Annotated in this window: 25 protein-coding genes, 1 tRNA gene and 1 riboswitch; of the genes, 15 read left to right on the top strand and 11 right to left on the bottom strand. The window is 69.9% G+C overall.

What is annotated here, in order from left to right:
• Positions 1-52 precede the first annotated feature (52 nt).
• Both SSP29_RS44450 and SSP29_RS44455 read right to left on the bottom strand, forming a co-directional pair.
• A complete protein-coding gene (locus tag SSP29_RS44450; protein WP_089106672.1) occupies positions 53-1,357 on the bottom strand; it encodes a PTS transporter subunit EIIC in 1,305 nt (434 codons plus the stop codon).
• A 132-nt stretch (positions 1,358-1,489) separates the two neighbouring features.
• The gene (locus SSP29_RS44455; RefSeq protein ID WP_089106673.1) at positions 1,490-2,788 is read right to left on the bottom strand and encodes a PTS transporter subunit EIIC; all 1,299 of its coding nucleotides are present in this window, start codon (positions 2,786-2,788) and stop codon (positions 1,490-1,492) included.
• 199 nt (positions 2,789-2,987) lie between these two features.
• Here SSP29_RS44455 and SSP29_RS44460 point away from each other — a divergent pair, with 199 nt between their 5' ends.
• From SSP29_RS44460 to rdgB, 4 genes are all read left to right on the top strand, one after another.
• On the top strand, positions 2,988-3,221 hold the full coding sequence (locus SSP29_RS44460) for a PTS sugar transporter subunit IIB (RefSeq protein ID WP_089106674.1): 234 nt from the start codon (positions 2,988-2,990) through the stop codon (positions 3,219-3,221).
• Positions 3,222-3,298: 77 nt separating this feature from the next.
• Positions 3,299-4,036, top strand: a complete 738-nt coding sequence (gene rph / locus SSP29_RS44465) for a ribonuclease PH (protein ID WP_089106675.1) — start codon at positions 3,299-3,301, stop codon at positions 4,034-4,036.
• A 128-nt stretch (positions 4,037-4,164) separates the two neighbouring features.
• A complete protein-coding gene (locus SSP29_RS44470) occupies positions 4,165-4,572 on the top strand; it encodes a hypothetical protein (protein WP_089106676.1) in 408 nt (135 codons plus the stop codon).
• Positions 4,573-4,619: 47 nt separating this feature from the next.
• On the top strand, positions 4,620-5,222 hold the full coding sequence (gene rdgB / locus SSP29_RS44475; protein ID WP_089106677.1) for an RdgB/HAM1 family non-canonical purine NTP pyrophosphatase: 603 nt from the start codon (positions 4,620-4,622) through the stop codon (positions 5,220-5,222).
• Positions 5,223-5,266: 44 nt separating this feature from the next.
• Here rdgB and SSP29_RS44480 read toward each other — a convergent pair.
• The 3 genes from SSP29_RS44480 to bcp all read right to left on the bottom strand — a co-directional run bounded on the left by SSP29_RS44480 (position 5,267) and on the right by bcp (position 7,036).
• Positions 5,267-5,351 (bottom strand) — tRNA-Leu (locus SSP29_RS44480).
• A 32-nt stretch (positions 5,352-5,383) separates the two neighbouring features.
• The gene (locus SSP29_RS58920; RefSeq protein WP_150136129.1) at positions 5,384-6,277 is read right to left on the bottom strand and encodes an HNH endonuclease; all 894 of its coding nucleotides are present in this window, start codon (positions 6,275-6,277) and stop codon (positions 5,384-5,386) included.
• A 291-nt stretch (positions 6,278-6,568) separates the two neighbouring features.
• Positions 6,569-7,036, bottom strand: a complete 468-nt coding sequence (gene bcp, locus SSP29_RS44490) for a thioredoxin-dependent thiol peroxidase (protein WP_089106678.1) — start codon at positions 7,034-7,036, stop codon at positions 6,569-6,571.
• A gap of 96 nt (positions 7,037-7,132) precedes the next feature.
• On the opposite strand from bcp, the gene SSP29_RS44495 reads away from it, so the two are divergent.
• The 3 genes from SSP29_RS44495 to SSP29_RS44505 all read left to right on the top strand — a co-directional run bounded on the left by SSP29_RS44495 (position 7,133) and on the right by SSP29_RS44505 (position 8,370).
• Positions 7,133-7,465, top strand: coding sequence for a DUF3618 domain-containing protein (locus SSP29_RS44495; protein ID WP_089106679.1), 333 nt, complete (start codon positions 7,133-7,135; stop codon positions 7,463-7,465).
• 24 nt (positions 7,466-7,489) lie between these two features.
• Complete coding sequence (locus SSP29_RS44500) at positions 7,490-7,846, top strand: GroES family chaperonin (protein ID WP_046730549.1); 357 nt, start codon at positions 7,490-7,492, stop codon at positions 7,844-7,846.
• A gap of 58 nt (positions 7,847-7,904) precedes the next feature.
• A riboswitch (guanidine-III (ykkC-III) riboswitch) is annotated at positions 7,905-7,973 on the top strand.
• A 46-nt stretch (positions 7,974-8,019) separates the two neighbouring features.
• Positions 8,020-8,370: a DMT family transporter gene (locus SSP29_RS44505; protein WP_089106680.1), complete on the top strand. Its 351-nt coding sequence runs from the start codon at positions 8,020-8,022 to the stop codon at positions 8,368-8,370.
• Here the strand turns inward: SSP29_RS44505 and SSP29_RS44510 are convergent.
• Positions 8,364-11,210 (bottom strand): transglycosylase domain-containing protein, encoded by a 2,847-nt coding sequence (locus SSP29_RS44510; RefSeq protein ID WP_438363845.1) that lies wholly within the window; start codon positions 11,208-11,210, stop codon positions 8,364-8,366. The genes SSP29_RS44505 and SSP29_RS44510 overlap by 7 nt on opposite strands.
• A gap of 221 nt (positions 11,211-11,431) precedes the next feature.
• On the opposite strand from SSP29_RS44510, the gene SSP29_RS44515 reads away from it, so the two are divergent.
• The 6 genes from SSP29_RS44515 (at position 11,432) to SSP29_RS44540 (ending at position 18,275) form a co-directional block, all read left to right on the top strand.
• Positions 11,432-12,217, top strand: a complete 786-nt coding sequence (locus SSP29_RS44515) for an ABC transporter permease (RefSeq protein ID WP_089106706.1) — start codon at positions 11,432-11,434, stop codon at positions 12,215-12,217.
• A 43-nt stretch (positions 12,218-12,260) separates the two neighbouring features.
• Positions 12,261-13,025: an ABC transporter permease gene (locus SSP29_RS44520; RefSeq protein ID WP_174856059.1), complete on the top strand. Its 765-nt coding sequence runs from the start codon at positions 12,261-12,263 to the stop codon at positions 13,023-13,025.
• Positions 12,983-14,017: an ABC transporter ATP-binding protein gene (locus tag SSP29_RS44525; protein WP_089106682.1), complete on the top strand. Its 1,035-nt coding sequence runs from the start codon at positions 12,983-12,985 to the stop codon at positions 14,015-14,017. Before SSP29_RS44520 ends, SSP29_RS44525 begins: the two co-directional genes overlap by 43 nt.
• Before the next feature lie 33 nt (positions 14,018-14,050).
• Positions 14,051-14,824, top strand: coding sequence for a DUF1707 SHOCT-like domain-containing protein (locus SSP29_RS44530; RefSeq protein WP_089106683.1), 774 nt, complete (start codon positions 14,051-14,053; stop codon positions 14,822-14,824).
• A 595-nt stretch (positions 14,825-15,419) separates the two neighbouring features.
• Complete coding sequence (locus tag SSP29_RS44535; RefSeq protein ID WP_089106684.1) at positions 15,420-16,736, top strand: DUF445 domain-containing protein; 1,317 nt, start codon at positions 15,420-15,422, stop codon at positions 16,734-16,736.
• Positions 16,737-16,796: 60 nt separating this feature from the next.
• Positions 16,797-18,275 (top strand): MFS transporter, encoded by a 1,479-nt coding sequence (locus SSP29_RS44540; RefSeq protein WP_089106685.1) that lies wholly within the window; start codon positions 16,797-16,799, stop codon positions 18,273-18,275.
• A gap of 171 nt (positions 18,276-18,446) precedes the next feature.
• On the opposite strand, the gene SSP29_RS44550 is transcribed toward SSP29_RS44540, so the two are convergent.
• The 4 genes from SSP29_RS44550 to SSP29_RS44565 form a co-directional block, all read right to left on the bottom strand.
• The gene (locus SSP29_RS44550) at positions 18,447-19,340 is read right to left on the bottom strand and encodes an MBL fold metallo-hydrolase (protein WP_089106686.1); all 894 of its coding nucleotides are present in this window, start codon (positions 19,338-19,340) and stop codon (positions 18,447-18,449) included.
• A gap of 131 nt (positions 19,341-19,471) precedes the next feature.
• On the bottom strand, positions 19,472-20,977 hold the full coding sequence (locus SSP29_RS44555) for an alginate lyase family protein (RefSeq protein WP_174856057.1): 1,506 nt from the start codon (positions 20,975-20,977) through the stop codon (positions 19,472-19,474).
• 58 nt (positions 20,978-21,035) lie between these two features.
• Positions 21,036-21,494 (bottom strand): DUF2269 family protein, encoded by a 459-nt coding sequence (locus SSP29_RS44560; RefSeq protein ID WP_089106688.1) that lies wholly within the window; start codon positions 21,492-21,494, stop codon positions 21,036-21,038.
• A gap of 166 nt (positions 21,495-21,660) precedes the next feature.
• Positions 21,661-23,181, bottom strand: a complete 1,521-nt coding sequence (locus tag SSP29_RS44565; RefSeq protein ID WP_089106689.1) for a hypothetical protein — start codon at positions 23,179-23,181, stop codon at positions 21,661-21,663.
• 337 nt (positions 23,182-23,518) lie between these two features.
• Between SSP29_RS44565 and SSP29_RS44570 the strand changes: the two genes are divergently transcribed.
• Entirely contained in the window at positions 23,519-24,475 is a 957-nt protein-coding gene (locus SSP29_RS44570; RefSeq protein WP_089106690.1) for a GlxA family transcriptional regulator, read from the top strand.
• A 14-nt stretch (positions 24,476-24,489) separates the two neighbouring features.
• On the opposite strand, the gene SSP29_RS44575 is transcribed toward SSP29_RS44570, so the two are convergent.
• Entirely contained in the window at positions 24,490-24,792 is a 303-nt protein-coding gene (locus tag SSP29_RS44575) for a hypothetical protein (RefSeq protein WP_089106691.1), read from the bottom strand.
• Positions 24,793-25,286: 494 nt separating this feature from the next.
• Between SSP29_RS44575 and SSP29_RS44580 the strand changes: the two genes are divergently transcribed.
• Positions 25,287-26,726 (top strand): serine/threonine-protein kinase, encoded by a 1,440-nt coding sequence (locus tag SSP29_RS44580; protein WP_089106692.1) that lies wholly within the window; start codon positions 25,287-25,289, stop codon positions 26,724-26,726.
• Positions 26,727-26,734 lie beyond the last annotated feature (8 nt).

The raw sequence follows: 26,734 nt of genomic DNA on the forward strand, positions 1-26,734 counted from the left end.
CGAAGAAGGCCCCCGCCGCCGCGGGGGCCTTCGTCATGTGTACTGCCGGGACTCACGCCTTCGTGAGGTCCTCGATCTCCTCCTCGGGCTCACGGCCCGGGGTGGGGAGGTTGAAGCGGACGATGGCGAAGCGGAAGACGAAGTAGTAGATCGCCGCGAAGGCCAGGCCGACCGGGAGCAGCAGCCAGGGCTTGGTGGAGATGCCCCAGTTGATGAACACGTCCGTGAAGCCGGCCGAGAAGCTGAAGCCCATGTGCATGCCCAGCGACCACGTCACGGCCATCGACAGGGCGGTGAGCACCGCGTGGATCGCGTAGAGGACCGGGGCGATGAACATGAACGAGAACTCGATCGGCTCGGTGACACCGGTGAGGAACGAGGTCAGAGCCAGTGACACCATCATGCCGGTCACGGCCTTGCGGCGTTCGGGACGGGCCGTGTGCGCGATGGCCATGGCGGCGGCCGGCAGACCGAACATCATGATCGGGAAGAATCCGGTCATGAACATACCCGCGGTGGGGTCGCCCGCGAAGAAGCGCGGCAGGTCGCCGTGGAAGACGGTGCCGGCGGAGTTGGTGTAGTCACCGATCTGGAACCAGGCCACGGAGTTCACGAACTGGTGCATGCCGATGGGGATCAGCGCGCGGTTGATGAGACCGAAGAGCGCCGCGCCGAAGGAGCCGAGCCCGGTCATCCACTCGCCGAAGTTGGTGATGACGTCACCGATGGGCTGCCAGCCGAGGACGACCAGGACACCGAGGAGGGCGCCGACGACGGCCGTGATGATCGGCACCAGCCGGCGGCCGTTGAAGAAGCCCAGCCAGTCCACGAGCCTCTTGCGGTGGTAGCGCTGCCACAGCACGGCGGTCAGCAGGCCGATGATGATGCCGCCGAGCACGCCCGGGTTCTGGAAGGTCGCGGCCGTCGCGGCCTCGTGCCCCTTCTGCCAGAAACCCCCGAAGGGGGCGACCGACGTGTAGGTGGCCCCGTCGTGCCCGTCCTTGATCGGGAACTGGTGGATCACCGCGTAGTAGGTGAGGAAGCTGACCAGGGCCGCGAGGGCCGTCGAGCCGTCGGCCTTCTTCGCGAAGCCGATGGCAACGCCTATGCAGAACAGCAGCGGCAGGCCGAACGAGCCGTCGAAGAGGATGCCGCCCGCCCCGGCGAAGACCTTCGCGACGTTCGTCGGGAGATGAAGCTTCGCCTGGACGTCAGGTTGGCCGAGGCGCATCAGCAGACCAGCCGCCGGCAGTACGGCGATCGGGAGCTGGAGGCTGCGGCCGACCTTCTGCAGGCCCTGGAACAGACCGGATCCCCACTTCTTTGTGGGGGCCGCCGTCGCGGTGGCGGTTGTCATACTTCCTCCATCGGTGGTGGTCTACACCACTCAGTGGTGTAGACCTGTTGTACACGATGGGGGCGTTATAAGGAACCCGTCAATTCCGCAACCGGAGCGCTACGCGCTGTACGCCATAGGGCGACAGGCTGCTTAAGCCTTGGTGACGTCCTCCACTTCGTCCTCCGGTTCTCTGCCCGGGGTCTTCAGATCGAACCGCGTGATGGCGAACCGGAAGATCACGTAGTAGACCGCCGCGAAGCACAGGCCGATCGGGATGATCGCCCAAGGCCGGGTCGCCAGCTTCCAGTTGATGACGTAGTCGATGAGCCCCGCCGAGAAACTGAACCCGTCGTGCACCCCCAGCCCCCACGTCACCGCCATCGACACCCCGGTCAGCACCGCGTGCACCGCGTACAGCAGGGGCGCGATGAACAGGAACGAGTACTCGATCGGCTCGGTGATGCCGGTCACGAACGACGTCAGCGCCACCGACAGCATCAGACCGCCGATCTCCTTGCGCCGGTGCGGCTTCGCACAGTGCGTCATGGCGAGCGCGGCGGCCGGCAGCGCGAACATCATGATCGGGAAGAACCCCGACGTGAACTGACCCGCGTGCGGATCACCCGCCAGGAACATGTTGATGTCACCGTGCACCGTCTGGCCGTCGGGCGTGGTGTAACTGCCGAACTGGAACCAGATGGGCACGTTCAGGAACTGGTGCAGCCCGACCACCAGCAACGCCCGGTTCGCGAGCCCGAACACCCCCGCACCCCACGCCCCCGCCTCCCGCAGCCAGTGACTGAAACTCTCCAGACCGCTGCCGACCGGCGGCCAGACCCACAGGCACAGCACGGCGAACGCGATGGCCACGAACGACATGATGATCGGGACCAGCCGCCGCCCGTTGAAGAACCCGAGCCAGTCCACCAGCCGCGTCCGGTGGTACCGGGCCCAGAAGAAGGCGGTCAGCAGCCCCAGCGCGATCCCGCCGAAGACCCCCGGATTCTGGAACGTGAACGTCGACACCGTCCCCTCGCTCACCTGGCACCCGATCCCCGGCAGCGTCCTCGAACCGCCGGGACAGTCCTCCGGGAACTGGTGCAGCACCCCGTAATAGACGAGAAAGCCCGCCACCGCCGCCAGCGCCGTCGAACCGTCCGCCTTCTTCGCCATCCCGATCGCGACCCCGACACAGAACAGCAGCGGCAGCCCGACCGAACCGTCGAGCAGCGCCCCGCCGGCCCCCTTCATCACCTTGGAGACCGCCGTCCAGCCCAGCCCCTGCTCGCCGAACACGTCGGGCTGGCCCAGCCGGTTGAGGATCCCCGCGGCCGGCAGCACCGCGATCGGCAGCTGAAGACTGCGGCCCATCTTCTGCAGCCCCTGGAACAGCACATTCCACCGCTGCCGCGCGGGACTTGCCGTACTCTCGGCGCTCTCGGCACTCATGGGCGCGTCCTCCGGGCCGCTCGGCTGCACCGCGGGTTGCCACGGGGGTTTGTCGACCGCCCACCAGCTGGTGTAGACCAGTTGACGACGGTTCCGCCGCGGTGCTCGCCATCATTCGGCACCCGCGGTACGGCCGCTCGCAAAGTTGGGCCAACTGTGGGTTACTGCGACAAAGCGGTTCGGATCAGGGAGAAGGAACATGGCCAGCAAGGCTGAGAAGATCGTCGCCGGCCTCGGCGGAATCGAGAACATCGACGAGATCGAAGGCTGCATCACCCGGCTGCGCACCGAGGTCCACGACGCCTCGCTGGTCGACGACGCCGCGCTGAAGGCCGCCGGCGCCCACGGCGTCGTCAAGATGGGCACCGCCATCCAGGTCGTCATCGGCACCGACGCCGACCCGATCGCCGCGGAGATCGAAGACATGATGTGAGCCTCCGGCTCACCGGAAAAGGGGCTCTTCCCACCTTGGGAAGAGCCCCTTCGCACGCTCCGGATAGGCTCGTCGCCATGTCTCGAATCGACGGCCGCACGCCCGAACAGCTCCGCCCGGTCACCATCGAACGCGGCTGGAGCAAGCACGCCGAGGGCTCCGTCCTCGTCTCCTTCGGCGACACCAAGGTCTTCTGCACCGCCTCCGTCACCGAAGGCGTCCCCCGCTGGCGCAAGGGCAGCGGCGAGGGCTGGGTCACCGCGGAGTACGCCATGCTCCCCCGCGCCACCAACACCCGCGGCGACCGCGAGTCCGTCAAGGGCAAGATCGGCGGCCGCACCCACGAGATCTCCCGCCTCATCGGCCGCTCCCTGCGCGCCGTCATCGACTACAAGGCCCTCGGCGAGAACACGATCGTCCTCGACTGCGACGTCCTCCAGGCCGACGGCGGCACCCGCACCGCCGCCATCACCGGCGCATACGTGGCCCTGGCCGACGCCGTCGCCTGGGCCAAGGAACGCAAGCTCGTCAAGGCCGGCCGCCAGCCCCTCACCGGCACCGTCTCGGCCGTCTCGGTGGGCATCGTCGGCGGAGTCCCCCTCCTCGACCTCCGCTACGAGGAGGACGTCAAGGCCGAGACCGACATGAACGTCGTCTGCACCGGCGACGGCCGCTTCGTCGAGGTCCAGGGCACCGCCGAGGCCGAACCCTTCGCCCGCGACGAACTCAACGCCCTCCTCGACCTCGCGGTCGCCGGCTGCACCGACCTCGCCACGATCCAGCGGGCGGCGCTCGAAGAGACCCTCAAGAAGTAAAGGGAAAGGAAAAAGCCGAGGTACGGCAGGGCAACCCGGGCGGCCCACCCCGCGTCTCTGTCAATACGGGCGCACGGCACGTACAACCGTGCGCCCGGCCAGTCTTGCAACGGGGAGGGGAACCCACCATGGCCGCCAGCCGACGCCGAGGACGCCGTCGCGTCACCGCCATCGCCGCCGTAGCCGCGACCACCGCACTCACCGCCGTCCTGCTCACCGGCTGCGACAGCGTGAACAAGGCCCTGGACTGCGTCCAGACCGCCGACTCCATCGCCGACAGCGTCACCAGCCTCCAGCAGGCCGTGGAGAACGCGTCGAACGACCCGACCAGGATCGACTCGGCCATCACAGCCATCGGGGACAACCTCGACAAGATCGACAGCAAGACGGACAACGCCGACCTGGACAAGGCGACCCAGGACATGCGCGAGGCCCTGGTCAAGGTCCAGACGGCCGTCCAGAACGGCGACGACACGCCCGACATCAGCGGGGTCACCGACGCGGCCGGCGAACTGACCAAGGTCTGCCAGCCGTAGTCCGGGGCCCGGACGGCGGCCGGGGTACTGCCGGGATACTGGTCCCCATGACGCGCCTGATTCTCGCCACCCGCAACGCCGGAAAGATCACCGAACTCCGCGCCATCCTCGCCGAGGCGGGCCTGCCCCACGACCTGGTCGGCGCCGAGGAGTACCCCGACATCCCCGACGTCAAGGAAACCGGCGTCACCTTCGCCGAGAACGCCCTCCTCAAGGCCCACACCCTCGCCCGGGCGACGGGCCTCCCGGCGGTCGCCGACGACTCCGGCCTCTGCGTGGACGTCTTGAACGGCGCCCCCGGCATCTTCTCCGCCCGCTGGGCCGGCAGCCACGGCGACGACAAGGCCAACCTGGACCTGTTGCTCGCCCAGCTCGCGGACATCGCCGAGGAACACCGGGGCGCCCACTTCGCCTGCGCGGCGGCCCTGGCGTTGCCGGACGGCACGGAACGGGTGGTCGAGGGCCGGCTGCGTGGCGTACTCCGCCACGCCCCGTCCGGCATGAACGGCTTCGGCTACGACCCGATCCTCCAGCCGGAGGGCGAGACGCGGACCTGCGCGGAGCTGACCCCCGAGGAGAAGAACGCGATCAGCCACCGGGGGGAGGCGTTCCGGGCGCTGGTGCCGGTGGTGCGGGAGCTGTTGGGCTGAGCCGCGGCTGAGGGGCGCCCATGTTGGGCGCCCCTCGGTGTACGTACGGCCGGTGGGACTCGAACCCACACGGGCTTTCACCCACTGCGCCCTAAACGCAGCATGTCTGACCAATTCCATCACGGCCGCTCAAAACGGTCATCGTGCTCGACCGGCGGCACTCAGTGTACGGGGCCGTCGGGACACTCGGCGAGTGGGACTCTGCTCTTCTGGCGACACCACGTCTCCGTCAACGCATGGCAATTGGGGCACAGATATCGAAGGTTCTCCTGGCGGTTGTCCCGCCAGTTGCCGTTGACATGGTCGATCTGCAAGGTGATCGGACGCCCGCGCCACTCACCAACGTTGCCGCACTCCACACACGCATACGGCACCCCGATCTCGGTCAGAGCTTGGTGAAGTCGGGATCTGTTTGTCCGTCCGGCCTGTTGGGGCAGGATCACCAGCACTCGATGCGATGTCGACGGAGGCGCCGGCCGCTCGGGCCGTCCCCAGGGCCGGCGTGTGAAGTGGCCGGTGTCGAGACCGAGGCGGGAGGCGGCGCGCCGTACGCGTCGGTGGTTGGTGTCGTTGACGTCCATCCCGAGTCCGCGCATGACCTCGGCGTAGCTGGTGCAGGTCCGTACCAGGCTGCGTAGTTCATCCTCGGGAATCACCGCACGTCGATGTGAGAAGTGGCTGGTGTCGATGAGCTGGGCCGCCAACATGCGACACAGGGTCGCCCGGGACCGGCTGTCATCGGGGACGCCCAACACGCGAGCCACGCCGCGCACGCTGGTGGCTGTGGCCGTGGCCGCCCGGAGTTCCTCCGAAGTGAAAGGCAGATCCAGTTCGGGGCGGTCCATGCCGGGGAAGTGGCTGATGTCGATGCCTGCGGCGTCAAGGCGGCGTCGGATGTGCGAGAGAGTCCCCGTGGCTGGTGTGGCGCCCAGCTTGAGCGCCACTTCCCGCAGGGAGGACGAGGACGTGGCGGCTTCCGCGATGGCGGCGTCTGGGTACTTGCGCCATGGGCTGCGCTTGGCGAAGTGGCTCGTATCGAGTTCGTGACGCGTCACGTGCTCCTGCAACACCCGCCTTTGACCGCCACTCGGATTGAGGCCCAGTCGCCGCATCAGATCTGTCCAGTTGCGCGCTTGAGCGACTTCCGGCGCCAGTCGCTCCCTGGTGTATGCACTCGCTCCCACAGCGCCCCCTCCGTCTCCGGCCGCGCGTTCGCAGCCCGTACGGAGTAACGAACCGGTTATCGGACAGTCACGCACGGAAACCGGAATCCGGAGGCCGGGAAGGAGAAACGGCTCGCGCCAGGTCACCCCGGTGCGAGCCGTCAGTGGCGGGTCAGGTGGGCGTCAGATGCCCAGATCCTTGATGATCTTGGCCACGTGGCCGGTGGCGCGGACGTTGTAGAGGGCGCGTTCGACCTTGCCCTCCTCGTCGACGATGACCGTGGAGCGGATGACGCCCAGGTAGGTCTTGCCGTAGTTCATTTTCTCGCCGTAGGCGCCGTAGGCGTCGAGGACCTTCTTGTCGGGGTCGGCGAGGAGGGTGACCTTGAGGTGCTCCTTCTCGCGGAACTTGCCGAGTTTCTCCGGGGCGTCGGGGGAGATGCCGAGGACGTCGTAGCCGGCGTCGGCCAGGAGGGAGAGGTTGTCCGTGAAGTCGCAGGCCTGCTTCGTGCAGCCCGGGGTGAGGGCGGCCGGGTAGAAGTAGACGATGACCTTGCGGCCCTTGTGGGCGGAGAGGGACACCTCGTTGCCGTCGGCGTCGGAGAGGGTGAAGTCGGGGGCTACGTCCCCGGGCTGGAGTCGCTCGCTCATCGGTCTAGCGTAACGGGGGGTCCTGGCATGGCAGCGGTGGCGAGAACTGACAGACTGTCCAGAACAGGCAGTACGGCAGACTTCGGAGGGCCTACGGTGGCGGAGACGTCGGACACCAGAACCCCGGCGCAGATCGAGGCGGACATCAAGCGCCGCCGCGAGGTGCTGGCCGAGACGCTGGACGAGATCGGGGTGCGGGTGCATCCGAAGACCATCGTCGGCGACGCGAAGGCCAAGGTCGCGGCCAACGTCGATCACACGCTCGGGAGGGCCTACGTCCAGGTCAACCGGGTCGTGAGTGAGGTGCGGGCCCAGTTCGTGGACGAAGAGGGTGCGCCGCGCCTGGAGCGGGTGGTGCCGGTCGCCCTCGTCGCCGTGGGCGTGGTCGGGCTGCTGGTCTTCAGCGGGACCCGGCGGCGCAAGAGCTGATCAGAGGCAGGTAGGTTCAAAGGCGTGAGCGCCAAGAGAGACGAGCAGAGCAGCCAGCACGACAAGCTGCCGATCCGGATGCTGCACGACCGGGTCCTGGTCAAGCAGGACACCGGGGAGGGCGAGCGGCGGTCGGGCGGGGGCATCCTGATTCCCGCCACGGCGGCGGTCGGGCGCCGGCTGGCCTGGGCCGAGGTGGTCGCGGTCGGGCAGAACGTGCGGACGGTGGAGCCCGGCGACCGGGTGCTGTACGACCCGGAGGACCGTGCCGAGGTCGAGGTGCGGGGGGTCGCGTACGTGCTGATGCGGGAGCGCGATCTGCACGCGGTGGCCGCCGACCGCTTCGAGGGCTCGGAGGACTCGACCGGCCTGTATCTGTGATTCAGAGGGCAGAAGGGGCCTGGTGGCTGTGGTCACCAGGCCCCTTTGTCTTTTCTTTGCTGTGTTCGAAGGAGTCAGCCCGACGAGACGCGCCGTACCGGGACCGTGAAGGCAAAGACGACGCACCCCCGTTGTCAGCGATACGTCAGCGAGACGTCTCGGAGGTGTCTGTCATGGCCTGGGTTCTGCTTGCCGTCGCCGGTCTTCTTGAGGTCGGCTGGTCGGTCGGCATGCTGTGCTTATTGGGGGACACCCCCAAACCCCCGTACACCGACGGGTTCACCCGGCCCGTGCCCAGTCTGCTCACCGGCGGCGGGATCGTCGCCAGCATGCTGTTGCTGTCGTACGCCGCGAGGACGCTCCCCATCGGTACCGCCTACGGCGTGTGGGTGGGGATCGGGGCGGCCGAGGCGGCGGTGTTCGGGATGGTGGTGCTCGGGGAGCCGGCCACCGCCGCCCGGATCTTCTTCGTGTGCCTGCTGCTGGTCGCCGTGGTCGGGCTCAAGGCGACCAGCGGTCACTGAACGAACCCGAACCCGCCTCCGTCGCCCGCTGTGGTGCCGGTAGTGGTGCCGGTATCGGTGCCCGCGGTCGTCGTACCGGTACTGGTGCCGTCGGTCGTGGTCCCGGTCGAGGTGCCGGAGTCGGTGCCCGAGGTCGTCGTACCGGACGTGGTCGTTCCCGAGGTTGTCGTACCGGAGTCGGTGCCCGCGGTCGTCGTACCGGACGTGGTGGTGCCGGCGGTGGTGGAGCCGTCCGTCGTGCCGCCGTCGGTGGTGCCGGCGGTGGTGGTGCCGTCCGTGCCGCCGTTGTTCTGGCCCTGGTCGGTGGTGCCGCCGTTGTCCTGGCCGCCGGTGCCCGGGGTGGCCGGGGCCTGGGTGCCCGGGGCCACGGTCTCGGCGCCGGCCTGGAGGTCCAGGTCGAAGTCGGAGGCCGTGGTGCCCTTCAGGGCGTCCTTGGTGTACTGCGCCCAGATCTCGGTCGGGGCCCCGCCGCCGTTGATGCGGGCGAGGCCGAGTGCGCCGTACAGCGACTTGTGCGCGGCGGTGACCGGGTCCTGGCCCATCACGGAGACGACGGTGGCGAGGTCGGGGGTGTAGCCCGCGAACCAGGCCGCGGTGTCCTCTTCCGCGGTACCGGTCTTGCCGGCCGCCGGACGGCCCGCGGCCTGGGCGGCGGTGGCGGTGCCGTTGTCGACCACGCTCTGCAGGATGGAGGTGGTGGTGTCGGCGGCCTGCCGGCTGACGGCCTGCTTGGTCGCCGACTTCGGCAGCCTGATCTCCTGCGTGCCGTCCCGGGTGATCTTGTCGACCATCGTGTACGTGCCGTGCTTGCCGTGGTTGGCGAGCGTGGCGTACGCCTCCGCCATGTCCAGGACGCTGGCGGTCGCGGTGCCGAGGGCGATGGACGGGTACGGCTGGAGGTCCTTGGTGTCGGCGGGGATGCCCAGGTCGACGGCGGTCTGCTTGACCTTGGACGGGCCGACGTCGACGGCCATCTGCGCGTACACCGAGTTCACGGAGAGGTCGGTGGCCTTGCGGACGGTGATCTGGCCGTACGACTTCTCGTCCTCGTTCTCCGGTGCGTAGGCGCCGCCGGACCAGCCCTGGACGGTGCGCTTGTTGGTGCCGTCGTAGTAGGTGTTCGGGGTGATGGTCTGGCCGGACTGGGTGGTGGAGCCGTTGTCGACGGCGGAGGCGAAGACGAAGGGCTTGAAGGTGGAGCCCACCTGGAAGTCGCCGCGGGTCGCGCCGTTGGTGTACTGCTTCACGTAGTCGATGCCGCCGTACATGGCGACGACCTTGCCGGTCTTCGGGTCGACGGAGGCACCGCCGGCCCGCACGTAGTTGTCGACCTTGTTGTTCTTCTTGTCCAGCTGGGAGATCAGCTTGTCGTCGACCGCCTTCACGAAGGCGTTCTGCCTGGACTTCTGCAGGGTCGTCGTGATGCGGTAGCCGCCGGCCTCCAGGGCGTCCGAGTCGACGATCTTGTTCTTGATCAGGTAGTCGTTGACCGCGTTGACGATGTAGCCGCGCTGTCCGGACATGCCGGTGGAGACGGTCTGCTCCTTGGGCATCGGGAACTTCATGCCGGCCCGCTTCGACTCGGTGAGCCAGCCCTTCTTGACCATGCCGTCGAGGACGTAGTTCCAGCGGGCGACGGCCGCGGCCTTGTTCTCGGGGTGGGCGACGACGTCGTACTCGCTCGGTGCGTTGACGAGCGCGGCGAGGTAGGCGGCGCGGGCCGGGTCGAGGTCGGTGGCGTCCATGCCGTAGTAGGCCTGGGCGGCTGCCTGGATGCCGTAGGCGTTGCGGCCGAAGTAGCTGGTGTTGAGGTAGCCCTCCAGGATCTGGGCCTTGGACTCGCTGCGGTCCAGCTTGATCGCGACGAACACCTCCTTCACCTTGCGGGTGACGGTCTGCTCCTGCGCGAGGTAGTAGTTCTTCACGTACTGCTGGGTGATCGTCGAGCCGGACTGCGTGCCCTTGCCGGTCGCGGTGTTCCAGGCGGCGCGCAGCATCGCCTTGGGGTCGACGGCGGACTCGGTGTAGAAGTCGCGGTCCTCGGCGGCGAGCACGGCGTGCTGGGCGTCCACGGAGACCTGGGCGAGGGTCACGTTCTCCCGGTTGACCTCGCCGTCGCGGGCGAGCTGGGAGCCGTCGGCGAACAGGTAGACGTTGGACTGTTTGGTGGCGAACGCGTTGGCCGCCGGGATCTTCACCATCGAGTAGCCGAGGAAGAACAGGCCGATCAGCAGCAGTACCCCGATCACGAAGGTGCCGAGCACCATCCGCCAGGTCGGGATGATCCGCCGCCATCCGGTCCGCTTGGGCCGCTTCATCTTCTTCTCGCCCCCGTTCGTCGGCACGTCGACCGCGGGCGGTTCCGCCCCGGGCGCCGGGACCGCCGGGACCGCGGTCACCGCGGTGGGTGCCGCGGGCGCTGCCGCCTTCGGCACCCTGACCGCCGCGAGCTGCCGCGTCTGCGTGTCCTGCCCGTCCTGCCGGTCCTGTCCGTCCCGCCTGGCCTGTGCGTCCTGCCTGTCCCGGGCCGCCGCCGGCGGTCGCGCCTTCGGCGCCGTGACCGCGGCGAGCTGCCGCGTCTCGGTGTCCTCGGCCGCCGCCCGCGGCGGTGCGACCGTCTTGTCGCCCGGTCTGGCGCCCGCCGGTGGCTGCTCCGTCCTCGCCTGCTCGGCCGCCGCCGGCGGCTCCGTCGTCCTCTCCTCGGCCGCCGCGGGCGGCTCCGGCTGCTTCGCCTCGGCCACCGGCTGCGGTGGGGTCGGCTTCTCCTCGGCCGCAGCCGGCGGCTCCGTCGGGCCTCCGCCGCCCTGGTTCGGCTGTTGCGGCTGCGGCTCGTCGCTCATGTCGTGCACGGACTCCTGTTTCGCGTCGTACATTCGTTCCCGTACGACCTCGTACGCTTCTGCGCCCCCTGATGAAGACTCTCGCACCGTGCGTTCCGTTCCCGGATTCCGGCACGCTTCGGTCACGGAAATTGCGTGGCCTGCGATGTCGTCGGCGCAGTAGGCTCCTGCGCTTCGGTGTCGGGCGGTCCGGGAGGTCGGTTGGCGTGGGCGCGGGACGGTTGTACACGGCCGTCGCGGCGGGGGGTTTCCGACGGTACGCGACGTATCGGGCGGCCACCGCCGCCGGGGTGTTCACCAACACGGCCTTCGGAATCATCCTCGTCTACACGTACTTGGCGCTGTGGGACGAGAAACCGCACCTCGGAGGCTATGACCAGGCACAGGCGGTGACCTATGTGTGGCTCGGACAGTGCCTGTACGCGACCCTCGCGATCCAGGGCGGGGGCGTGGAAAAAGACCTGATGGAGCGTATCCGCACGGGCGCGATCGCGATTGACCTGTACCGTCCGGCCGATCTCCAACTGTGGTGGTTGGCGACCGATTTGGGTCGCTCGCTGTTCCAGATGCTGGGGCGGGGCGTGATTCCCTTCCTCGTCGGCGCGGTGTTCTTCCCGATGGCGCTGCCCGCGGACGCCGGTACCTGGGCCGCCTTCCTGGTCGCGCTGTTCCTCGCGATGCTCGTCAGCTTCGGCATCCGCTACCTGGTCGCGCTGAGCGTGTTCTGGCTGCTGGACGGCATGGGCGTCAACCAGGTGCTGATGGTCACGGGGATCTTCTTCTCGGGCATGACCCTGCCGCTGAACGTCTTCCCGGGCGCCTTCGGCGAGGTCGTCCGCGTCCTGCCGTGGGCGGCGCAGCTCCAGATGCCGGCGGACGTGCTGATGGGGGAGACCGGTGTGGCGGGGGCGTTCGCCTTCCAGGCCGCGTGGGCGGTGGCGCTGCTGGCGGCGGGGCGGCTGCTGCAGTCGGCGGCGACGCGACGGGTGGTGGTGCAGGGTGGGTGAGCGTGTCCGGGACGCCCTTCGCGCGTACCTGCTGATCGCCGGGATGTGGATCCGTTCCACGATGATCTACCGGACCTCCTTCGCCGTCACGATGGCCGGGAACCTGCTGGTGACCGGGCTGGACTTCGCCACGATCCTGCTGATGTTCTCGCGGGTCGACTCGCTCGGCGGCTGGTCGCTGCCCGAGGTCGCCTTCCTGTACGGCCTGTCGGCGACCTCGTTCGGCGTCGCCGACCTGGTGCTGGGCTCGATGGACGTGCTGGGCACCCGGATCCGCGACGGCTCCTTCGACACGCTGCTGGTCCGGCCGGCCTCGGTGCTCGCCCAGATCGGCGCGGACCACTTCGCGCTGCGCCGCCTGGGCCGGATCACCCAGGGCGCGGTGGTGCTGGGCTGGGCGCTGGCCTTCGCCGGCATCGACTGGACGCCGGCGAAGGTGCTGCTGGTCCCGCTGATGCTGGCCGCCGGCGCGGCGATCTTCTGCGCGCTGTTCGTGGCGGGCGCGGCCTTCCAGTTCCTGGCGCAGGACGCGGCGGAGGTGCAGAACGCGTTCACGTACGGCGGTACGACGCTGCTCCAGTACCCGCCGACGGTGTTCGGGAAGGACTTCGTGCGCGGGGTCACGTTCCTGCTGCCGCTGGGCTTCGTCAACTGGGTGCCGGCGGCGTACGTGCTGGGGCGGCCGTATCCGCTGCGGCTGCCGGTGTGGACGGTGTGGGCGCCGCCGCTGGTGGCGGCGGTGTGCTGCGCGCTGGCGGGGCTGGCATGGCGGGCGGGCCTCAGGGCGTATCGAAGTACAGGGAGTTGAGCATGTTCATCGAGGTCGACGGGGTGGAGAAGGTCTTCGAGGTCCGGAAGAAGACCGGGTTCCTGAAACGGGAACGACGGCAGGTACGGGCGGTCGACTCGCTCTCCTTCACGGTGGCGCGCGGCGAGATGGTCGGCTACATCGGCCCGAACGGCGCCGGGAAGTCGACCACGATCAAGATGCTCACGGGCATCCTGACCCCGAGCGGCGGCCGGCTCCGGGTGGCCGGCATCGACCCGTCCCGCGAGCGCATGCGGCTGGCCCACCGCATCGGCGTGGTCTTCGGCCAGCGCACGACGCTGTGGTGGGACCTTCCCCTGATCGACTCCTACCGTCTGATGCACCGCATGTACCGCATCCCGGACGCCCGTTACGCCGAGAACCTGGACCGCCTGGTCGAACTGCTCTCCCTGGAAAGCCTCCTGGACGTCCCGGTACGACAGCTCTCCCTCGGCCAGCGGATGCGCGGCGACATCGTGGCGGCGCTCCTGCACGACCCGGACGTCCTCTATCTCGACGAGCCGACGATCGGCCTGGACGTCATCTCCAAGGCCAAGGTCCGCGACTTCCTCCGCGAACTGAACACCGAACGCGGCACCACGGTCCTGCTGACCACCCATGACCTCCAGGACATCGAGCAGTTGTGCTCGCGGGTGATGGTCATCGACCACGGGCGGCTGATGTACGACGGTCCGCTCGCGGGCCTGCACGAGGCGGGGGAGAGCGAGCGGACCCTCGTGGTCGACCTGGAGCGGGAGCTCCCGCCGATCGACGCGGGTCCGGCGGCGCGGGTGGTGAAGGTGGAGGGGCCGAGGCAGTGGCTGGCGTTCCCGGCGTCGGAGTCGGCGGCGCCGCTGGTGGCGCGGATCGCGGCGGAGTACCCGCTGGCCGACCTGTCGGTCCGTGAGCCGGACATCGAGGCGGTGATCGCGAAGATGCTGCGTTCCCTGGGGGACACCCCCAAACCCCCGCCGGACCGGGCCACCGCATAGTCCCCGGCGCCGCAAACTCGTAGTCTGCTCCGTATGACCGACGATGCCCCGGAGTTGCGCGCCTCCGACGCCGATCGTGAACGAGTCACCGAGATCCTCCGGGACGCCCTCGCGGAGGGGCGCCTCGACATGGAGGAGTTCGAGGAGCGGCTGGAGGCGACGTACAAGGCCCGTACGTACGGCGAGCTGACGCCGATCACCAGAGACCTGCCCGCGGCGGGCGCGTCGCCGGTGGTGTCGCTCAGCAAACCCCCTGCGCCGAGCGGGAGTTGGGGAGGCCGGATCGTCGGCGGCGAGGGCTCGTCCTCCTGGGCGGTGGCCGTGATGTCCGGATTCCAGCGCAAGGGCCGCTGGACGGTGCCCAGGCGCTTCGACTCCTTCGCGTTCTGGGGCGGCGGCGAGATCGACCTGCGCGAGGCGAACTTCGCGGACGGCGAGGTCGTGATCAACTGCATCGCGATCATGGGCGGGATCAGCGTCATCGTGCCGCCGGGCGTCGAGGTGGTGATGCGGGGCATCGGCATCATGGGCGGCTTCGACGAACGCGAGCACGACATGTCGCCGGACCCGGGTGCGCCGAGGGTGGTCGTGACGGGGTTCGCGTTCTGGGGCGGGGTCGAGGTGGCCCACAAGGTGACGAAGGCGGAACGCCAGCGGCTCAAGGAGGAACGCCGCCAGCAGAGCCTGGACCGCAGGTCGGCCCGCCACGAACTCCACGAGGCCCGCCACGAGTGGCACCAGCAGCGCCGCGAACACCGCGAGGAACGCCGCGAGGACCGAGACCGCCGGAGGCCCGGCGACCACTGAGGGCGCGCGGCCGGAGGTACGGCCACTGCTCAGGGGCGGCGGAGCAGCCAACCAAGGGGCGCGGGGCTCTAGCGATGTGCGGCTCCGCCGCGTGGGCGCGACCAGCCCCCACCGGCCCGCAGGTGCCCACTGCCCGGTTCGGCACCGCCGAAATCCGCCGCGGTGGCTGATCGCCGTGGCGGCGGAGTGGGGAGAGCCGGTGGAGTGGGGAAGAGCGGCGGAGTGGGGAGAGCGGCGGGGCGTCTTGAGCACCGGCGGCGCAGCCGACCCAGGGGCGCGGGGAACTGCGCGACCAGCCCCCATCGGCCCGCAGGTGCCCACCGGCCGGTTCGGCACCGCCGAAATCCACCGTCGTGGCTGATCGCCGTCGCGGCGGGGTGGGGAGGAGCGGCGGGGTGGGGGAGCGGCGGAGTCCGGGGAGCCGAGGGTGTGGGGTCGGCAGGTGGGGTGGGGGAGCGGCGGAGTTTGGGGTGTCGAGGGTGTGGGGTCGGCAGGTGGGGTGGGAACTCTTCGTTCGTTCCGGGAGTAGGTCAGGTAGGGACAATGGGTGCGGGATCATCGTGAGGGTGGTGCCGGCTGCGAACGGGTGGAGCAGATGGAGGAACGTACGGAAGCGGTGGTGGCTGCGGCCACCCCGTCCTACAAGTCCATGAACGCCTTCACGCCCGCCGACGAGGAGCGCCAGCGCGGCGTCCGGCGCATGAAGCGCACGGCGACCGGCCTGCTGCTGCTCGTCGCGGTGGTGTACGTCCTGGCCAAGTGGGCGTCCGGAGCGGGCGCCGGCACCTGGGCCGACTACGTGGCCGCGGCCGCCGAGGCCGGCATGGTCGGCGCGCTAGCCGACTGGTTCGCGGTGACCGCCCTGTTCCGCCACCCCCTCGGCCTGCCCATTCCGCACACCGCGATCATCCCGACGAAGAAGGACCAGCTGGGCGTCTCGCTCGGCGAGTTCGTCGGCGAGAACTTCCTCTCCCAGGACGTCGTACGGCAGCGCCTGCGCGCCGTGGGTATCGGCAGCCGCCTCGGCGCCTGGCTCGCGGAGCCGAAGAACGCCGACCGCGTGACGGCCGAGCTCGCGACAGCGCTCCGCGGCGCGCTCACCGTGCTGCGGGACTCCGACGTCCAGGCGGTCGTCGGCGAAGCCATCACGCGGCGGGCCGACGCCCAGGAGATCGCCCCCGGCATCGGCAAGATGCTGGAGCGGATCGTCGCCGACGGCGGCCACAAGCGGGTCGTGGACCTCGTCGTCACCCGCGCGCACGACTGGCTGGTGCTGCACGCGGACTCCGTGATGGACGCCGTGCAGGGCGGCGCGCCCGGCTGGACCCCCCGGTTCGTGGACCGCAAGGTCGGCGAGCGCGTCTACAAGGAGCTGCTGCGCTTCTGCGCCGAGATGCGGGACATGCCCTCCCACCCGGCCCGCGGCGCCCTCGACCGCTTCCTCTCGGACTTCGCGAACGACCTCCAGTCCGACACCGACACCCGGGCCCGCGTCGAACGGCTCAAGGGCGAGGTGCTGGGCCGCGGCGAGGTGCAGGACCTGATCGCGTCCGCCTGGACGGCCGTACGGTCCATGATCGTCTCGGCGGCCGATGACGAACGCAGCGAGCTGCGGCTGCGCGTCCGCGCCTCCCTGATCTCCCTGGGCGCCCGGATGGCCACCGAACCCAAGGTCCAGGACAAGGTCGACAGCTGGGTCGAGGGCGCGGCCGTGCACGTCGTGACGACGTACCGCAAGGAGATCACGTCCCTGATCACCGACACGGTGGCCGGCTGGGACGCGGAGCACACCACCCGGAAGATCGAGGCGCACATCGGCCGCGACCTGCAGTTCATCCGGATCAATGGCACGGTGGTGGGGTCGCTGGCCGGAGTGCTGATCTTCACGGTGTCCCGCGCACTGGGGGCGTAGCGCGCCCGGAGCGGGGCACCCGGCCGGGGTTTCGGTTTCCTTCCCGGCCGAGGAGGCGCGATGGGTGCAGGTACGGGCGCGGACACGACAGCGGACGGCCGGACGATCACCACCCGCATCCCGGCCCGCCTGGACCGGCTGCCCTGGTCCCACTGGCACTGGACGATCGTCATCGGCCTCGGCACGGTCTGGATCCTGGACGGCCTGGAGGTCACGGTCGTCGGCAACATCGCGAGCCGTCTCTCCGAACCGGGCAGCGGCCTCGCGATCTCCTCCTCCCAGGTCACCGGCACGGCCGCGGCGCTCTACGTGGCCGGCGCCTGCACCGGCGCCCTCTTCTGGGGCCGCCTGACCGACCGCCACGGCCGCAAGAAACTCTTCATGATCACCCTGGCGGTCTACCTGGCCGCCACCGCCCTGACCTCGGTCTCCTTCGCCCCCTGGTGGTTCTTCACCTTCCGCTTCCTGACCGGCTTCGGCATCGGCGGCGAGTACGCGGCGATCAACTCGGCGATCGACGAGCTGATCCCGGCGTACTACCGGGGCCGGGTCGACCTGATCATCAACGGCAGCTTCTGGGTGGGCGCGGTGGGCGGCTCGCTGCTGTCGATCGTCGCGCTGGACACCGACTTCCTGGCGAAGGACGTGGGCTGGCGCCTGACCTTCGCGCTGGGCGTCGTCCTCGGCCTGGTCATCCTGCTGGTACGGCGCAACGTCCCGGAGAGCCCGCGCTGGCTGCTGATCCACGGCAGGGAGCGGGAGGCGGAGGAGATCGTCACCTCGATCGAGCGGCAGGTGGCGGCCGAGAGGGGCGTCCCGCTGCCCGAACCGGCCGGTGAGCTGGTGATCCACCAGCGCGCGAGCGTCACGTTCGCCGAGATCGCCCGCACGGTCTTCCACGACTACCGGCGCCGTGCCGTCCTCGGCTTCTCCCTCTTCGTCGGCCAGGCGTTCCTCTACAACGCGATCACCTTCGGCTTCGGCGCGATCCTCACGAAGTTCTTCGACGTGCCGACGGGGGACACGGGCTACTACTTCGTGGTCATCGCGGTGGGCAACTTCCTCGGCCCCCTGCTGCTGGGCAAGCTGTTCGACACGGTGGGGAGAAAGGTGATGATCTCGTCGACGTACATCCTGTCGGGCCTGTTCCTGTTCCTCACGGCATGGCTGTTCGGCCGGGGTGTGCTGACCGCGGGAACGCTGACCGCATGCTGGTGCGTGGTCCTCTTCTTCGCCTCGGCGGGCGCGTCCAGCGCCTACCTGACCGTCTCCGAGATCTTCCCGATGGAGACGCGGGCGATGTGCATCGCCTTCTTCTACGCCCTGGGCACGGCGGCCGGCGGCATCAGCGGACCGCTCCTCTTCGCCGACCTGACGGGGACGGGCAAGCCGGCCGACACGGTACTGGCGTTCCAGATCGGCGCCGGCCTGATGTGCGCGGCGGGGCTGGTGGCGGCGGCGCTGGCGGTGAAGGCGGAGCGCCGCCCGCTGGAGGACATCGCCCGCCCGCTGACGGCCGCCGCCCCGGACACCCCCTAGGGCCTGTCTGACAATTCCCGTCTGCCTCGCGACGCCATGCACGCACTCTCGCCGCACCGGGCGCAGACCCAAGTACGTCCAGTACGAGGGCCTACGCCCGGCACGCCGAGAGCACGCACCTGACGCCGCGAGGCCGCCCTCCGGGCGACGACGGGAATTTTCAGACAGGCCCTAGAGCCAGCCCCCGGCGATGAACTGGACGGGGTCCTCGCCGGGGTGCTCGCGCATGCCGAACACGGCCTGGGACATCGACCACAGGACCGTTCGCCCGATCCGGTCCGGGTAGCGGGCGACCATCGCCTTGAAGAAGTCCACGGCGCTCTTCTCGGTGCCCATCAGCTCCTCGGCGACGTCGAGGTACTCCCGGGTCTCGGTGATCGTCCGTGCCGCGTCGTCGTCGAGCTCGGATACCTTGTGGCCGGCGACGACGGAGCGCGGGTTCAGCGACTCGACCTGGTCGATCGCCCGGCGCCAGGAGTCGAGGCCCGCGAGCACGGCCTCGCCGATGTACTGGTGGGCGCCGTTGTAGATGACGTCACCGGCCACGACGAGGGCGAGCTCGGGCACGTGCAGGACGCTGGTCGCCTCGGTGTCGGTGTACCCGACCTCGACGATGACGAGTTCCCTGCCTTCGAGGGTGAAGCGGTTGCCGGGCACCGTCACCGCGGTCACCGGGGAGGCCGGAATGTCCGAGTAGACCTTGTCCCAGACGTACGGGCGGCCGGCGTTGTTGGCGTGCATCTGCGCGATCGTGCCCTCGGTCGCCACGACGCGTGCGCCGAACCGCTCCGCCAGCAGGCCGGCGGCGAACCAGTGGTCGCCGTGCCCGTGGGTGATGAAGATGTCCGTCACGTTCCGGTTCTTGGCGGCCACCCAGTCGCCCAGCGCGTGCGCATGCTCGGCCGTGAACCCAGGGTCGACCAGCACGGCGTCCTCGGCACCGGAGACCAGGGTGCTGGTGACAGGGGAGAAGAGCTTCGGTTCTCCGTTCGGAAGCAGGCCGTTGTCCTGTGGCGGAGGGTTGTTGATGAACAGGTCGTAGGTGAGTGCGTCGGTCGGGCTCATGGTTGTCGTCCCCTCGCGTTTCCCGCTGCGGTTGCAGGCGGCATCATGCGCAGGGGCTGCCGTACGGGGGCATCACCTGAATGCGTGAGGCCCGGGTCCGGCCGGGGAGGGCGCCGCTATTGCCGGCGCCGCTATTGCCCGCCCCGCGCCCGCCTGCGCAGCAACAGCAACCCACCGGCCAGCGCGGTGATCCCCGCCCCCGCGCTCCACGCGACGATGTCACCGGTCCCGGTGGCGGCAAGGTCGTCGCCCTTGCCCGTGGCCGACGGCGAGGAGGAAGCCGAGGCAGCGGTCGAGCCCGGCGCGGAAGCGGATGCCGATCCCGATGTCGACGCCTTTGCCGAGGCGGACGCGGACGCTGACGCTCCCGGGCTCGGCGAGGACGACGTCGTACCCCCCGTCGCCTCCCCCTCGCTCACCCGGTCCCGCGTGAACGTCAGAGTCCCGAAGCCCAGTTGGTCGTACCCCCCGCTGTTCGGCCCGTAGTCGCCGCCCCCGCCCTCCGGCGCCGCCTTGGCCGCGATCTGCGTGACGTACGTCGCCGACAGGCCCCGCCGCTTCGTGTAGTGGTTGGCGATCATCGCCCAGATGGGACGGGTCATCGACGGATCGACACCCGCCGCGGCTGTCACCGTCTCGCTCCCCGACCATCCGCCGATCGCCCCCTTCCGCCGCGTGCTCGCGGTGAACGGCACCTGCCCGCCCAGGCTCCACTTGGCGACGTACTGCGCCCCCTTGAGGAACCGGCTGTCGTCGTACCCGTACAGGTCGATCCCCTGGTTCCAGGCCATCTCGCAGAACGTGCCCATCAGGCCCACCCCGAGCAGCGCGTGCCCCTGGTCGCGCCCCGCCTCCAGCCACTCGGCCAGCCCGTCCCCGTACACGACGGGAATCGCGTTCCCGATCGACCCGAGCCCGGCGCCGTGCTTGAAGTAGTCGACGGCACGGGTGACTTGGGCGCGGTCGTCGCAGAAGATGCCGGTGGCGAGGACGCAGGCCATGTTGGCCAGGTCCCAGTTGGTCCAGTAGTTGGAGACGACGGCGTTGTTGTGCCGGACGAGGAAGTCGTCGCTGACCGCGCCGAACAGCTTGCTGAGCATCTCCTGGAAGCGGGCGAGCTCGAAGTCCCCGTGGTCCCGGACGAGTTCGGCCGCGTTGGCGAACTGGTAGCCGTACAGCCCGGCGGCCAGGAACCGGTCGGCGGAGCCGTTGACCGCGGTGAGGGTCGAGGACCACGCGTTGAGGATGGCTACGGCGGTGTCGGCGTACGCGCTCTCGCCGGTCACGTGGTAGCGCAGGGCGTTCTGGTAGGCGGCGTGGATGTCGTTGTAGAGGAGCGAGTAGTTCTCCGGGGTGCCCGAGCCCCGGTACACCACGGCCTGCGGCCGCGCCTGCCAGCCGCTCTGTGCGTGCCGGTTGGCGGTGAGCCTGGCGAACCCGGCCGCGTAGGGCGCGGCGCCCGCCTTCACCTTGGCGGCCATGCGGTCGAGGTCGGTACGGGTGTGCAGCAGGCCGGGATGGGCGAAGGCGGCCCCGGCGGCGGCCGCGGTACCGCCTGCCGCGCCGATCCCGGCGGCGGCCCCCACCGCCACTCCCGAGGCCTTCAGCATGCTCCGGCGGCTGATCTGTCGAGTCATGTGCATGCCCTGGGAGACGAACCGGCACGGTCCCGATAACAGAAACCCGGGGATCCGGTCAGGCGCCCGTCGTCGACCCCGGCCGCACGATCATCAGGACCGTCACGGCGGCCCAGAGGAGATTGAACACCCCGGTGAACATGGCCAACTGGACGGTGGCCTGCCGGGTACGGGCGTCCTTGCCGCCCTCCACCAGCGCACTCTGCCGGGGCAGCACCAGCGCGGCGAGCACGACCGCCGCGAGCGCGGTGAGCGCGATCGACGTGATCAGCCAGGCGCTGCCCAGCACATGCATGGTGCTCGCCGTGGCGAACCCGAACACGGGGACGACGACGCCGACGACGGCGTACAACCGGCAGATCCGGTACAGCAGCCGAAGGGTCTCGGCGGCCCGGACGTCGTCCGGCGCTTCCAGGACGCGCCGGGCGGCCGGCGGGAACATGCTGGCGGCGACGGTGACGGGACCGACCGCGACGATCGCCGCGAGCACATGGACGGCGAGGAGGAACTTGGTCACGGCCTCGACCGTAGGCGGGCGGCGGATCTTGCAGAAGCGGCGATAATGCCACCACTCGACGGATTCTCGCCACCGATGGGCTGCCGGCGACATGCGGTTCGCGAGGTGACGGAATGCCTCATCGGCCGCCGGCGCCCTGACGCTCTGCCACGCCGGGGCGGCGGCGTCAGCGGCCGCCCCGCGGCCGCGACCTCCGCGCCGCCAGGAACACCAGCGCGCCGCCCGCCACCACCAGGACGGCGGTGCCCGCCCGCAGCAGGACTCCGTCCGCGCCCGTGGCGGCGAGCCCGCCGCCGGTCGTCGTCCCGCTGCCGGTTCCCGCCCCGGAGCCGGACGGGCTCGCGGTGGCCGTGGCCGACGGGGACGCGGAGGCGCTGGGCGACGGGCTGGACGTCGCCGAGCCGGTGGCCTTCACCGCGATCGCCGCGGTGTCGTTCGCCGTCTCGTCGTCACGATCGGGGTACTCGGGGTTCTCCACCGCCCGCACGCTGCCCCGCGCGCCGGGCACGACCCGGTCGATCCGCACCGTGAACTCCTGGGTCACGGAGTCGCCCGGCCGGAAGTCCGTGCTGCCGATGGCGCAGGTGTAGCTCTTCGCGCCGGCCTTGCCCGGTGTGCAGTTCCACAGCGGCCCGGGGTCGCCCTGCTCGCCGGGGCCGGGGGCGCCGGTGATGGTGGTGCCGGCGGGCGGGGTCACCACGAACGTGCCGGAGTTGTCGGCGTCCACCCACCGGAAGTCCATCCGGCCCGGCCCGTTGTTCCGCACGCCCACGGTGATGCTCACCGTCTCGCCGGCCTTGCCCTCGACCGTGTCACCGAGCGCCTGGTAGTCGGCGTGCTGGGTGGTGGCGAAGGTGCCGTACCCGGAGCCGGTGAATCCGGAGCCGGCGGCGACGGACTTCAGGCCGAGCGGCGCGCCGGTGCCGGTCCCGGGGAAGTCGGACGGGTCGAAGGAGTCGGGCGCGCTGCCGCCGACCGGCCACACGACGTAGGTGTTGTAGCCGTACATCGTGTCCTTGGAGGCGGTGTAGCGCAGCGGCGCGTCCGTCTCGTAGGCCGCGCCGGGCGCGACCGGGGTGTCGAACCGGCACCAGGCGCCGACGTCGGGCAGGTCCGAGTAGTGGCAGTTGGAGTGGTCACGGGCGAGAGAGACGCCTTCTGAGTCCTGCACCAGCAGCATGACGCCCTTGTCGGCGGGGGCTGTGCCGGTGTCGGCGAAGGCCGGGGTGCGCTCGAAGACGGCGCCGGGCGCGATGCCCTTCAGCGCCGGGTAGGGCCGGCGGACGAGCTTCGGCCCGCCGACCAGGACGTCCGTCCTCCCCGTCACGGCGGCCGCGTCGGAGGCGGTGGCGGTGTAGGTGACGGCACCGGTGTCGCCCGCCTTGGCGGCCGCGGTGGGCTTCAGGAAGAACGGGTCGATCGACTCCCTGCCCGACAGCGGGCCCACGTCGCACCTCACCTTCAGGGTGCCGGTGCTCACGCAGTCCCCCGTGACCACCATCGTCGCCTTCCCGGCGAGGGACGACGCGTCGACCGCGACCGAGACGTCATGGGCGTCCCCGCCCGAGGCGGCGATGCCGAGGTCCAGGTTCGGGCCCTCGCCCTCGGTGGGGAGGTAGTAGTTCTCCTGGGCGTCCAGGACGAGCGTCGTTCCGGCGGCGTGCGCGGCCGGGGTCGCGACCGCCATAGCGGCGGCCGCGAAAGCCGCGGCCGCCGCTGTCCGCCATGTTCTGCGTATCGTCAGCACACTACGTGGACACGTCAGGACACCGGAAGGTTGCGCCCGAGTGTCCGCCGGCTGACGGACGGGTATCGCTCCGGGAACCTCTCCGGAGCACCCGAACCAGCGACAGCCGACAGTCGGAAGTTCATCGGGAGCTGCACAGGCCACCGCGGGATCCCCACACGCCAGACGTCGCGTTTTTGCAGGTCACCGAATTCCGTCGGTAGCCCCCGCTGCCGGCATCCGCCCGGAACCGGGACCCCCGATTGGCGACAACCCGTCGAACGACTACTTTCCTGCCATGCACACCGTCGCCGTACTCGTCCTGGACCAGGTCATCCCGTCCGACTTCACCGTGCCGATCGACACCTTCGGCTGGGCCCGGCTGCCCGACGGCCGGGACGCCTACCGGGTGCGGGTGTGCGGGCCGGCCCAGGAGGTGACCGCGGCGGGCGGCGCGTTCACGATCAAGGCGCCGTACGGGCTGGACGCGCTCGCCGAGGCGGACACGATCATCGTGCCGGGCGTAGCGGACCCCGCCCTCGCCCTACCGCCCGAGGTGGCCGACGCCCTGCACGCGGCGGCGGCGAACGGCACGCGGATCGCGTCGGTCTGCGTCGGGGCGTTCGTCCTCGCGGCCACCGGCCTCCTCGACGGCCTGCGCGCCACCACCCACTGGGCCGCGGCCGGCACCCTGGCCGAGCTGCACCCGGACATCGAGGTGGACCCGAACGTCCTGTACGTCGACAACGGCCAGTTCCTGACCTCGGCGGGCGCGGCCGCGGCCATGGACATGTGCCTGCACATGGTCCGCAAGGACTACGGCTCGGCGGTCGCCGCGCACACCGCCCGGATGTCGGTGATGCCGCTGGAACGGGAGGGCGGCCAGGCCCAGTTCATCGTCCACGACCAGCCGCCGGCCCCCGCGGGCGCCACCCTGGAGCCACTCCTGGCCTGGCTGGAGGACAACTGCGACCGGGACCTGACCCTGGACGAGGTCGCGGCACAGGCCGGCATGAGCACCCGTACCCTCAACCGCCGCTTCCGCGACCAGACCGGCACGACCCCGCTGCAGTGGCTGCACCGGGCGCGGGTACGCAGGGCCCAGCACCTGCTGGAGACCACCGCCCACCCCGTCGAACGCATCGCCACCCAGTCGGGCTTCGGCTCCCCGACGGCCTTCCGCGAACGCTTCCGCAGAGTGGTCGGCACCAGCCCCCAGGCCTACCGGCGTGCCTTTCGCACCTCGGCGGGCTGAGCCCGGTCCGGTGATCAGGCCCGGCGGTCCGCGACGGCCCAGGACGCCAGTGCCACCGCGCCCGCCACCCCGAGGACGGACGGCCAGGCGCCGACCTTCTTGGCCAGCGGATGCGACCCGGCGAACGCGGCGACATACGCGACGGACAGCGCCCCGGCGGCCTTCCCGCCCGCCCGCTGCCGCCACTGCTGCGCGGCGGCGGCCCCGGCGACCGCCAGCACGGCTCCGCCCAGCGGCCGCTTCTTCGTCCACCGCGCCACGCCGTACCCTCCGACGAGCCCGCCCGCGGCGATCACCGAACTGGGAACCCTGGCCATGCGTGTCTCCTTCTGCTGCTGCCGCCCTCTGGCTGGATTTCCCGAGGCTAGCCCGCCGACGACCGCACCGGGCGAACCTGAGCCGACCCTTGTCAACTCAGGTCCGCCCATGTCAACCCGGCGACGCTTATGGACCTCAGGGCGCGTATCAAGGCGCGCAGGTGCAGACCAGCCGTGGGGGCGAGGCGGTTGTCGTTGCGCGTCTGTCCGAGCGGCGTCGCCGCGGTTGGTCAGTCACGCGGCTCGTACAGTCATGTCTTCTCTCCTTGAGTGGTCTCGAACTCGGTGGGAGAGCAGTCGGTTCGCGTTGTCGACTGCCCCGGGATGCCGACGTGCAGGGGCAGCCGTGAAGAAGGTGTGTACATCTATCCGGGCCTCGAACCTTGCGCCCGCGCGGCCGGAACCTGGTGCAGGGGACTCCGCGTCTCCCGTGGATGCCAACCTGAAATGGGACACGTGATGGGGCGCACCGACCCGCGCCGAACGGGGGAATCATGACGAGTGGGGTGCATCCGGGAGCGCTGATCGGCGGCCGGTACAGGCTGGACCACCGGCTGGGTGCCGGCGGGTTCGGCCAGGTCTGGCGGGCTCACGACACAGCTCTGGGCGTGGACGTGGCGGTGAAACAGGTCCATCTGGGCAGCACGCTGCCGGACGAGGAGCGCGCAGAACTACTGGCCCGCGCGGAAAGAGAGGCTCGCAACGCGGCCCGGCTGCGCGACCACCCCCATATCGTCACCGTGCATGACGTGGTCGAGGTGGACGAAGTCCCCTGGATCGTCATGCAGTTGGTGGAGGGACACTCGCTCGCGGAGGAGCTGGAGGAACGCGGCCCGCTGGGCGTCGAGCGAGCCGCTGCCATCGCCCAGGCACTGCTCGGCGCGCTGGAGACGGCACACAAGGCAGGTGTGGTTCACCGGGACGTGAAGCCGGCCAACGTGATGCTCGCCGACAGTGGAGAGGTGCTCCTCGCGGACTTCGGGATCGCAGTCGGGCAGACCGATCCACGCCTGACGGCGACCGCACTCGTCATCGGGTCGCCCGGCTTCATAGCCCCCGAGCGGCTTCACGGTGCGCAAAGCGACGGCCGGGCGGACCTGTTCTCACTGGGCGTGACGCTGTACGCGACAGTGGAGGGCGTGATGCCGTTCCCGATGGGAAATCCCACCGCCGCCCTGACCGAGCCCCCTCGCCCACCGGTGAAGGCAGGTCGGCTGGCCGCTCTCATCACCGGCCTCCTGGAAAAGGACCCCTCCCAACGCCCCACCGTCCCCGATGCGTTGGTGATGCTCACTACGCCTCCCAAGCCCCCTGTCGAAGAGCCGCCCAAAGCCGAGAAATTCACCAACACACGAGCCGAGCTGAAGAAGGCATACGACGAAGATCCCTTCGACGGCTTCGCGCCCTACGGCCTGGGCTGTACGGGAATCCTCGTCGGCGGACCTGTCGTCAGCCTCATCTGGGACGAACACATTCCCTCGGATTCGGCAGGCACCTTTGTCGGACATATGTTCCTGGGCTGGCTCGCATTGGGCGTGGTGTTCGGATGTGCCTCATGGCTGGTGGGTCGATGGCGGGGAATCTTTGATCATTCGGATGTAGTCACCATCCACGGCGACGGCATCACCTTCAGCCGCTGGGTGAGGGAGAACCGGAAGCTCAAGAGCTTCACGGTCCGATGGGACACGTTGGAAGCCATCACCGTCGAAAGGAACGCCTCCCGCAAGCACGAGGTCGTCGCGTGGTTCAGCAAGACGAACGAGCCAACGTCCAAGTGGCTTGCCGTAAACGGTGTCACCACCCGACAGGGCGGTGGTTTCATGCTCTACGGACAGGACACCGCCAGCAGAGTCGATCCCAACCGGTTCCGCAGCAGGCTGAAGAAGTCCGCCGGACCGCGCTACGGCACCCCACCAAGCTCCCCCCAACCCTGAGAGCTCTC

Origin of the sequence: Streptomyces hyaluromycini (assembly GCF_002217755.1) — a bacterium.
Classification (GTDB): domain Bacteria; phylum Actinomycetota; class Actinomycetes; order Streptomycetales; family Streptomycetaceae; genus Streptomyces; species Streptomyces hyaluromycini.

Excerpts from the sequence above, each read along its gene's own strand:
- SSP29_RS44450 (WP_089106672.1), bottom strand. The coding sequence starts at position 1,357 with ATGACAACCGCCACCGCGACGGCGGCCCCCACAAAGAAGTGGGGATCC.
- SSP29_RS44455 (WP_089106673.1), bottom strand. The coding sequence starts at position 2,788 with ATGAGTGCCGAGAGCGCCGAGAGTACGGCAAGTCCCGCGCGGCAGCGG.
- SSP29_RS44460 (WP_089106674.1), top strand. The coding sequence starts at position 2,988 with ATGGCCAGCAAGGCTGAGAAGATCGTCGCCGGCCTCGGCGGAATCGAG.
- rph (WP_089106675.1), top strand. The coding sequence starts at position 3,299 with ATGTCTCGAATCGACGGCCGCACGCCCGAACAGCTCCGCCCGGTCACC.
- SSP29_RS44470 (WP_089106676.1), top strand. The coding sequence starts at position 4,165 with ATGGCCGCCAGCCGACGCCGAGGACGCCGTCGCGTCACCGCCATCGCC.
- rdgB (WP_089106677.1), top strand. The coding sequence starts at position 4,620 with ATGACGCGCCTGATTCTCGCCACCCGCAACGCCGGAAAGATCACCGAA.
- bcp (WP_089106678.1), bottom strand. The coding sequence starts at position 7,036 with ATGAGCGAGCGACTCCAGCCCGGGGACGTAGCCCCCGACTTCACCCTC.
- SSP29_RS44505 (WP_089106680.1), top strand. The coding sequence starts at position 8,020 with ATGGCCTGGGTTCTGCTTGCCGTCGCCGGTCTTCTTGAGGTCGGCTGG.
- SSP29_RS44510 (WP_438363845.1), bottom strand. The coding sequence starts at position 11,210 with ATGAGCGACGAGCCGCAGCCGCAACAGCCGAACCAGGGCGGCGGAGGC.
- SSP29_RS44520 (WP_174856059.1), top strand. The coding sequence starts at position 12,261 with ATGTGGATCCGTTCCACGATGATCTACCGGACCTCCTTCGCCGTCACG.
- SSP29_RS44525 (WP_089106682.1), top strand. The coding sequence starts at position 12,983 with ATGGCGGGCGGGCCTCAGGGCGTATCGAAGTACAGGGAGTTGAGCATG.
- SSP29_RS44530 (WP_089106683.1), top strand. The coding sequence starts at position 14,051 with ATGACCGACGATGCCCCGGAGTTGCGCGCCTCCGACGCCGATCGTGAA.
- SSP29_RS44535 (WP_089106684.1), top strand. The coding sequence starts at position 15,420 with ATGGAGGAACGTACGGAAGCGGTGGTGGCTGCGGCCACCCCGTCCTAC.
- SSP29_RS44540 (WP_089106685.1), top strand. The coding sequence starts at position 16,797 with ATGGGTGCAGGTACGGGCGCGGACACGACAGCGGACGGCCGGACGATC.
- SSP29_RS44550 (WP_089106686.1), bottom strand. The coding sequence starts at position 19,340 with ATGAGCCCGACCGACGCACTCACCTACGACCTGTTCATCAACAACCCT.
- SSP29_RS44555 (WP_174856057.1), bottom strand. The coding sequence starts at position 20,977 with ATGACTCGACAGATCAGCCGCCGGAGCATGCTGAAGGCCTCGGGAGTG.
- SSP29_RS44565 (WP_089106689.1), bottom strand. The coding sequence starts at position 23,181 with ATGGCGGTCGCGACCCCGGCCGCGCACGCCGCCGGAACGACGCTCGTC.
- SSP29_RS44570 (WP_089106690.1), top strand. The coding sequence starts at position 23,519 with ATGCACACCGTCGCCGTACTCGTCCTGGACCAGGTCATCCCGTCCGAC.
- SSP29_RS44575 (WP_089106691.1), bottom strand. The coding sequence starts at position 24,792 with ATGGCCAGGGTTCCCAGTTCGGTGATCGCCGCGGGCGGGCTCGTCGGA.
- SSP29_RS44580 (WP_089106692.1), top strand. The coding sequence starts at position 25,287 with ATGACGAGTGGGGTGCATCCGGGAGCGCTGATCGGCGGCCGGTACAGG.